The 9,766-nt window shown below is 65.9% G+C and carries 7 protein-coding genes; 5 read left to right on the top strand and 2 right to left on the bottom strand.

Annotated elements, in window-relative coordinates; all coding sequences use genetic code 11:
- From SR3_RS21935 to SR3_RS21920, 4 genes are all read left to right on the top strand, one after another.
- Nucleotides 1-1,352 (top strand): penicillin acylase family protein (locus tag SR3_RS21935; protein ID WP_169805687.1); only part of this gene is annotated, 1,352 nt, incomplete at its 5' end.
- Nucleotides 1,353-1,407: 55 nt separating this feature from the next.
- On the top strand, nucleotides 1,408-2,382 hold the full coding sequence (gene dgcA, locus SR3_RS21930) for an N-acetyl-D-Glu racemase DgcA (RefSeq protein ID WP_068090711.1): 975 nt from the start codon (nucleotides 1,408-1,410) through the stop codon (nucleotides 2,380-2,382).
- A 147-nt stretch (nucleotides 2,383-2,529) separates the two neighbouring features.
- Entirely contained in the window at nucleotides 2,530-3,321 is a 792-nt protein-coding gene (locus SR3_RS21925; RefSeq protein WP_068090710.1) for an HpcH/HpaI aldolase family protein, read from the top strand.
- The gene (locus tag SR3_RS21920) at nucleotides 3,318-4,601 is read left to right on the top strand and encodes an amidase (RefSeq protein ID WP_068090709.1); all 1,284 of its coding nucleotides are present in this window, start codon (nucleotides 3,318-3,320) and stop codon (nucleotides 4,599-4,601) included. The genes SR3_RS21925 and SR3_RS21920 overlap by 4 nt, the downstream gene beginning before the upstream one ends.
- A gap of 88 nt (nucleotides 4,602-4,689) precedes the next feature.
- Here SR3_RS21920 and SR3_RS21915 read toward each other — a convergent pair whose 3' ends face one another.
- Complete coding sequence (locus SR3_RS21915; RefSeq protein WP_169805686.1) at nucleotides 4,690-7,005, bottom strand: TonB-dependent receptor; 2,316 nt, start codon at nucleotides 7,003-7,005, stop codon at nucleotides 4,690-4,692.
- A gap of 221 nt (nucleotides 7,006-7,226) precedes the next feature.
- Nucleotides 7,227-8,309, bottom strand: coding sequence for a LacI family DNA-binding transcriptional regulator (locus SR3_RS21910; RefSeq protein ID WP_084455813.1), 1,083 nt, complete (start codon nucleotides 8,307-8,309; stop codon nucleotides 7,227-7,229).
- 121 nt (nucleotides 8,310-8,430) lie between these two features.
- On the opposite strand from SR3_RS21910, the gene hisD reads away from it, so the two are divergent.
- The gene (hisD, locus tag SR3_RS21905) at nucleotides 8,431-9,726 is read left to right on the top strand and encodes a histidinol dehydrogenase (RefSeq protein ID WP_068090704.1); all 1,296 of its coding nucleotides are present in this window, start codon (nucleotides 8,431-8,433) and stop codon (nucleotides 9,724-9,726) included.
- Nucleotides 9,727-9,766 lie beyond the last annotated feature (40 nt).

Raw genomic sequence — 9,766 nt, 5'->3', positions numbered from 1 at the left:
CCCCCGCCGATCCCGAGCAATACCGCCATAACGGCGGCTGGCGAAGGTTCGAAAGGCATGACGACAGCATCGCCATCGCCGGAGCCCCGCCGCGCCAGATCACCCTGCGCGCCAGCGTGCATGGCCCGGTGACGCTGCATGATCCTGCCCGCAACCGCGCGGTGGCGATTGCCAGCGTCCACCTTGGCAAGGGCGCCTCGACCATGCCCGCCATGGTGGCGATCAATCTGGCGCAGGGTTGGGACAGCCTGATCCGCGCCTTCGCCCATCATCCGCCACCGACCAACCTGCATTACGCCGACACCAGCGGCAACACCGGCTGGCACGCCATCGGCTATGCGCCCGAGCGCAAGACCCACAACGGGCTGCTGCCCGTGCCCGGCGATGGCGCTTTCGACTGGCAGGGCATCCGCGCCGTGAAGGATATGCCCAGTATCCTGAACCCCAGGGCGGGCTGGTTCGCCTCGGCCAATCAGGACAATGTGCCCGAGGGTTACACCGGGCCGATGGCGCACAGCTTCTCGGCCCCCTTCCGCTATCATCGCATCGAGGCCGTGCTGCCCGCCAAACCGCGCCAGACCATCGCCGACAGTGTGGCCTTGCAGCATGATATCCACTCCGAACCCGCGCTGCGCCTGCTGGCGCTGCTGCCGGCTCAAGCCGCAGGCGATGCCGGTCTGGCGCTCTCGATGCTGCGCAATTGGGATGGCGCCATCGCCGGCGACAAGGGCGCCCCCGCGCTTTACGAAATGCTGGTGAGCGCCTTGCAGCATCATCTGCTCGAAGCGCTGGTGCCCGAAGCCCTGCGCAAGCTGGTGCCGCTGGTGGACAGCGAGGCTTTGCTCACGCTGCTGGAACAGCCCGATCCGCGCCTTGGCCCAAATCCTGCCGCCGTGCGCGCGACCATGCTGGAACAGGCGCTGGGCGAGGCATGGCAGGCGGCGCGCAAAGCGCTGGGCGACGATCCCACAAGCTGGCGCTGGGACCGGCTGCACAAGGTGGTCATCACCCATCCCCTTGCCGCCATTCCGGAGATCGCCAAGGCCTTCCCGCCCATCGACACGGCAGGCACCGGCGGCGACACCAGCACCGTCATGGCCCGCTGGTATCGCCCCGGCGGCAGCTTCCATGTGGCGGGCGGGGCCAGCTATCTGATGGTGGTGGATGTGGGCGGCTGGGACAACAGCCTGTTCCTCAACCTGCCGGGACAATGCGCCGATCCACGCTCGCCTCATCGGCAGGATCTGTATGCGCCATGGATCGCCGGGCAGATGCAGCCGCTGCTGTTTTCGACCGAGGCGGTGAACCGCCACGCAGCGGCCCGCACGGTGCTGAGCGCAACTGGTGCCTGACCCTTATGAAGGCACCAAAAACCGCCGCCGTCCAGGCGAGACGAGCCCGACCCGAATGATGCCGCACATATCCATCCGCAGCGAAAGCCTGCCGCTTTCCCGCGCGTTCCGCATTTCTCGCGGGGCCAAGACCAGCGCCGATGTGGTGGTGGTTGAACTGGCTCTGGATGGAAAGATCGGGCGCGGGGAATGTGTGCCCTATGCCCGCTATGGTGAAAGCTGCCCGAGCGTGATCGCGCAGTTGGAGAATGTGCGCGGAGCAAACCTTGACCGCGCCACGTTGCAGCATCGGCTACCCCCCGGGGCGGCCCGCAATGCGCTGGATTGCGCCTTGTGGGATCTGGAGGCCAGACTTTCGGGCATCGGCGTGGCGCAGCGTCTGGGCATCGCCCTGCCCCCCGCCCTGCCCACAGCGCTGACCGTCACGCTCGATACGCCCGAAGCGATGGCGGCTCAGGCCCGGGCGCTGGGCACGGTGTCCCTCATCAAGATCAAGGTCGATGCTATGGCCCCTCTGGAGCAGATCCGCGCCGTGCGCCACACCGCGCCCGGGGCAAGGCTGATCGTCGATCCCAATGAGGCATGGTCGCCCGCCCTGCTGGCCGATGCTCTGCCCGAACTGGCGGCGTTGCGCGTCGATCTGCTCGAACAGCCGATCCCCGCCGCGCAGAGCGAAGCGCTGGCCGGGATCACCCCGCTGGTGCCGATCTGCGCCGATGAAGCCTGCCATACCAGCGCCGATCTGCCCGCATTGGTCGGCCTTTATCAGCTGGTGAACATCAAGCTGGACAAGACCGGCGGCCTGACCGAAGCCCTGACCATGCTGCGCGCCGCCCGCGAGCTGGGCTTTGGCGTGATGACCGGCTGCATGACGGCCTCGTCCCTGTCGATTGCGCCCGCCATGCTGATCGGCGCGCAATCGGACTTTTGCGACCTCGACGGCGCCATGCTGATGGTGCAGGACCGCCCCGGCGCCATGCCACTGCGCGACGGCCAGCTCTGGCCCGCATCGCAGGGATTCTGGGGCTGACGCAGCCCGCTTCCGATCCCGATCAACACCCACCCGCGCCCCTTTCCGCATTTTGACATCGCGCCTGTCATCAGCTATTTGCATTCGAATTCAAATGTCGCGCCATGGCCTGTCTCCGGTCCCATGCGGCAGAGAGGGAGAGATGCCATGAGCGATGCCACCAGCCTGCGTGACCAAAATTTTCGTGCCAAAAATTTTCGTGAACACCTGCAATCGGGCGCCACGCTGATCGGCACCTTCCTCAAGACCCCCTCGCCCATCGTCACCGAGGTGCTGACGCTGACCGCTCTCGATTGCCTGTGCATCGACGCCGAACACGCCCCCTTCGACCGCCTCGCCATCGACGGCAGCATCGCCATGGCCCGCGCCGCCGCCATGCCCATGCTGGTGCGCGTGCCCACCAGCAGCCCGGAGCATATTCTCAATGCGCTCGATTGCGGGGCGACCGGGGTGGTGGCCCCACATATCCGCTCCGCCGCCGAGGCGCAGGCCTTCGCCCGCGCCTGCCAGTATGGCGCGGGCGGGCGCGGCTATGCCGGTTCCTCGCGCGCGGCGCTTTACACCACGCGCGCCATGACCGACCATCTGGCGGGCAGCGCGGCGCAGACCGTCGCCATCGCCCAGATCGAGGATCCCGAAGCCGTGGAGGAGATCGACGCCATCGCCGCCGTGCCGGGCATCGACGCGCTCTTCGTGGGACGCGTGGATCTGACGGTAGCCTATGGCGCGGCCTCTCAGGACGATCCGCGCGTGGTCGCGGCGGTGGAGCGCATCTGCGAGGCCGGGCGGCGTCACAACCGCCGCGTGGGCATGTTTCTGGCCCGCCCGCAGGATGTGCCGCTGTGGGAGGCCAAGGGCGCCAGCCTGTTCCTGCTCGGATCGGATCACAGCTTTATGCTGCAGGGCGCGGCGCAGCTGCTGGCGCAGACCCGGCCATGATCGCGGTGTTGTCACAGGGCGGCGCGCGGGATGTTCTGACCCGCTGCTTGGGCCTGATCGCGCAAGAGGATGCCCGCTGGCATGCGATGCTGGCGCTTAATCCCCAGGCCGAGGCCGAGGCTTTGGCGGCAGATCACGCAGCAGCGCAAGGGCAAAACCTCGGCCCGCTGCATGGCGTGATGATCGCCGTGAAGGACAACATCGATGTCGCCGGGATGGCCACCACCTCGGGCTGCAAGGCTCTGGCGGGGGCGGTAGCGCCAGGCGATGCGCACGTGGTGGCGCGGCTGCGCGCGGCGGGGGCCATCGTGGTGGGCAAGGCCAATCTTTCGGAATTCTCCTTCGAGATCCGCTCGCGCAGTTCATTGGGCGGCGATGTGCTGTGCCCCTACGCCCCGGACAGCACGGCGGGCGGATCGAGTGGCGGATCGGCGGTGGCCGTGGCGCGCGGCTTTGCGATGGCCGCGCTGGGCACCGACACGGGCGGATCGATCCGCATCCCGGCGGCCTGCAACGGTCTGGTCGGGCTGCGCCCGGCCCATGGCATGCTCCCGCTTGAGGGCGTCGCGCCGCTGGCGCCCAGCACCGACACCATCGGGCCGATCACCCGCAGCGTGGCCGATGCCCGTCTGCTTTACACGGCCATGGGCGGACGCATCGGCGGCGATGGCGCGCCCCGGCGCGTGGGCGTGGTGCGGCAGGCTTTCGGTGAGGATCCGCGCATTCTCACGGCCTGCCAGCATGCGCTGGAGCGCTTGACACAGGCCGGGATCGAGCTGGTCGATCCGCTGATCCTGCCCGGGGTGGAGGCGTTGCTGGCCGGGCCGCATATCGTCGATGCCGAATTCGGCGCGGCCTTCGATGCGTATCTTGCCGGGCGGGCCGCCTCGGGCAAGGCCCCGGCTTCTCTGGCCGAGTTGGTGACAGGCGGCGCCTTCCTGCGCGACCACCGCGACAGCCTGATCCAGCGCATGGCCGCCCCCGCCGATGCGGCGGCGCCCATTCTGGCCCGCCACCGCGATTTGGCCGCCATGCTGCGGGCCGTGATGGCGCGGCATGGGCTGGACGCGCTGTTCCATCCCACCATGCGCGTCATCCCCGAAGGCCTCGGCAATCCGCCGGGCGGCTGGGCGGCGGAGCTGGCGGCGCGCAGCGGCTGGCCCGCGATCAGCGTGCCCGTCGCCGCGCCGGGCGAGCGGCCCGTAGGCGCCGAACTGCTGGTGCCAGCCGGGCAGGAAGCCGGGCTTTTCGCGCTGGCCGCACTGCTGGAACGCCGCTGACACAAAAAGACGGCCCCGCCACAAGCAGGCGGGACCGTTTCAGGGGGGATCGAAGGGCCATGTCGCCAGACACGGCCCTTTTTTATCGTCAGAACTTGGTGCCAACCCGCACGCCATAGGTGCGCGGCGCGGCATAGGAGACCTGAACACGCTCAAGCCGCCCGACGACGCCGCTCAGCAGCGTGGCCTTGTTGGTCAGATTGTCGCCGAAGGCCTCGATGTAGGTGCCGTTGTTCTTCGCGCTCCAGCGCAGAGCCGCATCGAACTTGTCATAGGCCTTCTGATAATCGAGCACCGTGTTGTAATCGGTGGTGTAATAGCTGCCCGAATGCAGCCAGGTGCCCGAAGGCGTCAGCGTGCCCGCCTTGCCCAGATCGACATCATAGGAAACCAGCAGCGTCGACTTGAAATCGGGCGACTGCGGGATCTTCTTGCCCGCCAGATTGACCGAGACCGGATCGGCACCGCCCGAGGCACCATAGAAGTTGTTGCCGCTGATGTAGCGCGTATAACGCGCGTTCATCGCCGACAGTGTGGCGTTGATATGCAGGTTCGGCACCGGATCGAGCCGCAGCGCCAGTTCGCCACCATAGGAGCGCGCCTGACCCGCCGAACCGAAGTAGGACACCAGCGGCGTGTAGACGTTGATCTGCAGGTTCGAGAACTTGTTGTAGAAGCCCGAAGCCTCGATCTCGCCCTTGCCGCCGAGGATCTTCGACTTCACGCCAGCCTCATAGGCCCAGACCTTCTGCGGGGCATAGGAGGAGGGGATCGCCGGATTGCCGCCCGTATCGTTCACGCCGCCCGATTCAAAGCCGGTGGAGGCCGTGGCATAGATCATCGTGTTGCGATCGGGCGTGAACTGCAGGCCCGCGCGCCATGTGCCGCTGCTAAAGCTGGGCGCGCCCGAGGTCACCGAATAGGGCGACATGAAGTTGTAGGTACCCGGCGCGGCATCGGCCCAGTCGGCGAAGTTGAACGCCTTCTTTTCGTGGCTGTAGCGCGCTCCGGCGATCACCTTCAGCAGATCGGGGATCAGCTGATAGGTGCCCTGCCCATAGATGGCATAGGCATCGGTGTGCAGGGCGGCATCGGCGCGGAAGCCGGTGGTGGTGGCGCCCGGCGCGGTGATCTTCTGCTGATAGGTCTCGAAGATGGCGTCATGCAGATAATAGGCGCCCACGATCCATTGCAGCGGGCCCTTCGCGTTGGAGGCCAGCTGCAGCTCCTGCGTGAAAGAATCCGAACGCGTGTTGGCTTCCTGCACGCCCGAGCCGTAACCCAGCCCTTCGAAGATGGTGCTGGACTGGTCATTGTCGGCGCTGCGATGGGCGCGGAAATGGGTGTAGCCGGTGATCGACTTCAGCGTGGCGAAGTCAAGATTGTAGGCGACCGTGCCCGAGACATAATCCTCGGCGATATGTTCGAAGGGCTGGTAATCCCAATCGTTGGTCCAGGCGCCGCCCGTCACCGGCTTGCCCACATCGCGGCCCGCCACATTGGGCGCGCCATTGGGCACGGAAGGGTTGACGGCATAGGGCTGGCCGTTGATCGACTGATAACCCGTCGCCGGATTGATCAGCGTGCCGGCCACCTTATAGCCGTAGGAACCGGCGCCCGCATCGTCGCGCCGCCAGGTGCCGGCGTGGATGTTGACCTCCAGACGGCTGGTGGGGGTCCATTTCAGGGCGACGCGTTCGGCATTCTCGTTCAGATCGTCGAGGACAACGCCCGGCGTGGTGGAGCGGACATAACCGTCATGGCGCTGGAACACGCCGGAAAAGCGCAGCTGCAGCGTGTCGGTGACGGGCACGTTGATGTAGCCGTCGACGCGCGACTGGTTGTAATTGCCCTTTTCCAGATTGGCGCCGACGCCGAAATCCTTGGTCGGCTCGGCGGTGACGATGCTGACATTGCCGCCGAAAGTGTTGCGGCCATAAAGCGTGCCCTGCGGGCCGCGCAGCACTTCCACCCGGGCGATGTCGAACAGCGGGATCGACTGCTGCTGGGTGCGGCTCTGATAGATGCCGTCGATGTAGAAGCCGATCACGGGATCGTTCTGCGCCGAGACCAGGCTGGTGCGCACGCCGCGGATGGCGGGGAAGGAGTCCGAACCCTGCGAGCCCCAGGTGAAGCCCGGCGTGGCGAATTCGACGCGGGAAATATCGTTGGCATGCAATTTGTTAAGCGCATCGCCCGAAAGCGCCGTCATCGAGATGGGAACGTCACGCAGCTTTTCGCTGCGGCGCTGGGCCGTCACGATGATTTCGCCGGTCGACCCCTCATTGGCCGCCGGTGCGGTGCCGGCCGGAACGGCTGCGGGTTGATCGGCAGCCATGGCGGGCGCGGCGAACATCGCCAGTGTGAGGGCGGAAACGCCCCTTAGCAGTGGGTGCTTGTGCATGTGACTCCCCTTTTCTCTGTTCTGAGGGAAATCTATCGGCAAGGCCGCGCCGCGTCCATCATTTTTTGCATTCGAAGTCATCGGTCATTTGACGCATATGCGCTTCATGGCGATCCAGAAATATGCATTAAAATCAGCTTATTTTTGATAAAATCAGGCAATCACGCGCAATGATGCTATTTTTTATAGCGAAAAAATAGCGGTGACAGTTGCCTTCGAATTCACACCACCGGAACCGCGATTCGCGCGCTGCTGCCGCTCAACAATTCGCCGGTGAACAGGCGCTGCTCGGCAGGGGCCGTGGCATCCTCGATCCGCTCGACCAGCATCGCCACCGCCGCATCGGTCATGCGCCGCACCGGCTGCCGCACCGAGGTGAGATCATAGCTGCCCCAGCGCGCCGGGCCCGCGCCATCGAAGCCCACCACCGAAAGATCTTCAGGGATGCTCAGGTCCAGATCGCGCCGTGCCGCATCCATCGCGCCGATCGCCATCAGATCGCTGACCGCGATCACCGCATCCAGTTTGCCCGCCGCCTGATGCAAGGCATGCATCGCGCGATGGCCGCTGTCATAGGAGAAGTCCCCCCGGCTTTCGGCCACATCCCCCACTCCGGCCTGCGCCAGCGCCGCGAGCGCCGCATTGCGCCGCTCCTCGCCGACATAGCTGTCGGCAGGGCCCGAAATCAGGCCGAAACGGCGATGCCCGGCAGCCAGCAGATGCTCGACCAGATGGCGCTCGCCCGAGACGGAATCGCAGCGCACCGAGGGCGCCGCCGTCGCCACGCGGTTGTAGAGCACCAGCGGCACGCGATGCTCGGCAAATTGCGCGACCTGCGCCGCCGAAAGCCGCGCCGCGGAAATCACCCCGTCGACCGAATGGCGCCAGATCTGGTCCAGCACGCCGTCGACATCGCTTTCCTCCGAGAGAGAAAACAGCAGCACGCGAATGTCGCGCTCATTCAAACGGGCGCTCAATTCGGCCAGAACCTCGGGGTAGTAGAGGTTGGTGCGCGCGGAAATGACCAGCGCCACGATGTTGGTGCGCTTCGAAATCAGGGCCTGCGCCAAAGCGTTGGGGCGATACCCGATTTCCGCCGCGACCTTCAGGATCAACTCGCGCTTGGCCGCCCCGATCGAGGCATTGGGCGCAAAACAGCGCGACACCGCCGATTGCGAGACGCCCGCGATCCGCGCGACATCATAGGATGTCGGCCGCCGCCCCTGCTCCATGGTGGTGGAGGTGGATTTCTTGTTGGTCTGCGGTTTGGGCATCAGCACCCTCAAAGCTTGAATGCGGTTCATCTACTCACCTTGCGCGGACAGCGCAAATGACATGGCGCTATCTCCAAAATGCCGCGTGACATTTGCATTCGAATGCAGTATCGATGCAAAACCTCAGTCACCAAACCGCCGGGAGAAGATCATGAGCACCGCGCCGCAAGGCTTTGCCGACACCACCACCTACATCAAGGCCCCCGCCCGCGATTCGATTGCCGACAACAATGACGTGACCGGCATCGTCGCCACCGTGCTGGCCGATGTGCGCCGCGAGGGCGATGCCGCCGTGCGCCGCTATTCCGCGCAGTTCGACAAGGCCGATCTTGAGCAATTCGAAGTGTCGCAGGCCGATCGCCGCGCCGCGCTGGACGAACTCGATCCCCAGACCCGCGCCGACACCGAATTCGCCATCGAAAACGTGCGCCGTTTCGCGCAGGCGCAACTCGGCACCATCCTGCCGCTGGAGATCGAGCCCATTCCCGGCCTGCATCTGGGCCACCGCGTGATCCCCATCGATCGCGTGGGCGCCTATGTGCCGGGTGGCCGTTTCCCACTGCTCTCCGCGCCGATCATGACCATCGTGCCGGGCAAGGTCGCGGGCTGCGCCGAGGTTGTCGCCTGCCTGCCGCCCAACGCCCATCGCGCGATGATCGCGGGCTGCCACCTTTCCGGCGCGGACCGGATCTTCCGCATCGGCGGGGCGCAGGCCATCGCCGCCATGGCCTATGGCACGCAGACCGTGCCGCAGGTCAACAAGATCATGGGCCCCGGCAACGCCTTTGTGAACGAGGCCAAGCGGCAGGTGTTCGGCCCCGTGGGCATCGACCAGTTGGCGGGCCCCTCCGAAATCTTCGTGGTGGCCGACAGCAGCGGCGATCCGGAACTGATCGCCTGCGATCTCCTCGGTCAGGCCGAGCATGATGTACGCACCCGCGTGGGCCTGATCACCACCGACCGCGCTCTGGCCGAAGCCACGGTGAAGGAGGTGGAGCGCCAGCTGGAAACCCTCGCCACCGCCAAGGTGGCGGCGGAAAGCTGGGCCAATTACGGCGAGATCGTGCTGTGCGACAGTGAGGCTTCGATGATCGCCTATTCCGATCATGTCGCTGCCGAACATCTGCAGGTCCACACCGCCGATCCGCATGGTTTCGCCAGGAAGCTGCGCAATTACGGCTCGCTGTTCATCGGCGAGAACGCCAGCGTGGTCTATTCGGACAAGAATGTCGGCACCAATCACACGCTGCCGACGATGGGCGCGGGGCGCTACACCGGCGGGCTCTGGGTCGGTTCCTATGTGAAGATCGCGACGCATCAGTGGCTGGAGGACAAGGCGATTGCCGCCGTCGCCCCGCCCGCCATTCGCCAGAGCGGCAGCGAGGGTCTCGAAGGCCATCAGAAGGCCGCCGCCATCCGCTTCGAGCGGTTGAAGCAGAACGCCTGATTTCAAGACCCCGGCGCGTAATAGCGCCGGGATCTTTCCT

Source organism: Novosphingobium rosa NBRC 15208 (genome assembly GCF_001598555.1).
In the GTDB taxonomy this organism is placed as follows: domain Bacteria; phylum Pseudomonadota; class Alphaproteobacteria; order Sphingomonadales; family Sphingomonadaceae; genus Novosphingobium; species Novosphingobium rosa.
The sequence above is the reverse complement of the archived record's forward strand: the minus strand, read 5'-3'. Positions and strand labels throughout refer to the sequence as shown.

Bases quoted from the DNA above. Each gene is read 5' to 3' on its own strand.
- dgcA (WP_068090711.1), top strand. From the start codon at position 1,408: ATGATGCCGCACATATCCATCCGCAGCGAAAGCCTGCCGCTTTCCCGC.
- SR3_RS21925 (WP_068090710.1), top strand. From the start codon at position 2,530: ATGAGCGATGCCACCAGCCTGCGTGACCAAAATTTTCGTGCCAAAAAT.
- SR3_RS21920 (WP_068090709.1), top strand. From the start codon at position 3,318: ATGATCGCGGTGTTGTCACAGGGCGGCGCGCGGGATGTTCTGACCCGC.
- SR3_RS21915 (WP_169805686.1), bottom strand. From the start codon at position 7,005: ATGCACAAGCACCCACTGCTAAGGGGCGTTTCCGCCCTCACACTGGCG.
- SR3_RS21910 (WP_084455813.1), bottom strand. From the start codon at position 8,309: ATGAACCGCATTCAAGCTTTGAGGGTGCTGATGCCCAAACCGCAGACC.
- hisD (WP_068090704.1), top strand. From the start codon at position 8,431: ATGAGCACCGCGCCGCAAGGCTTTGCCGACACCACCACCTACATCAAG.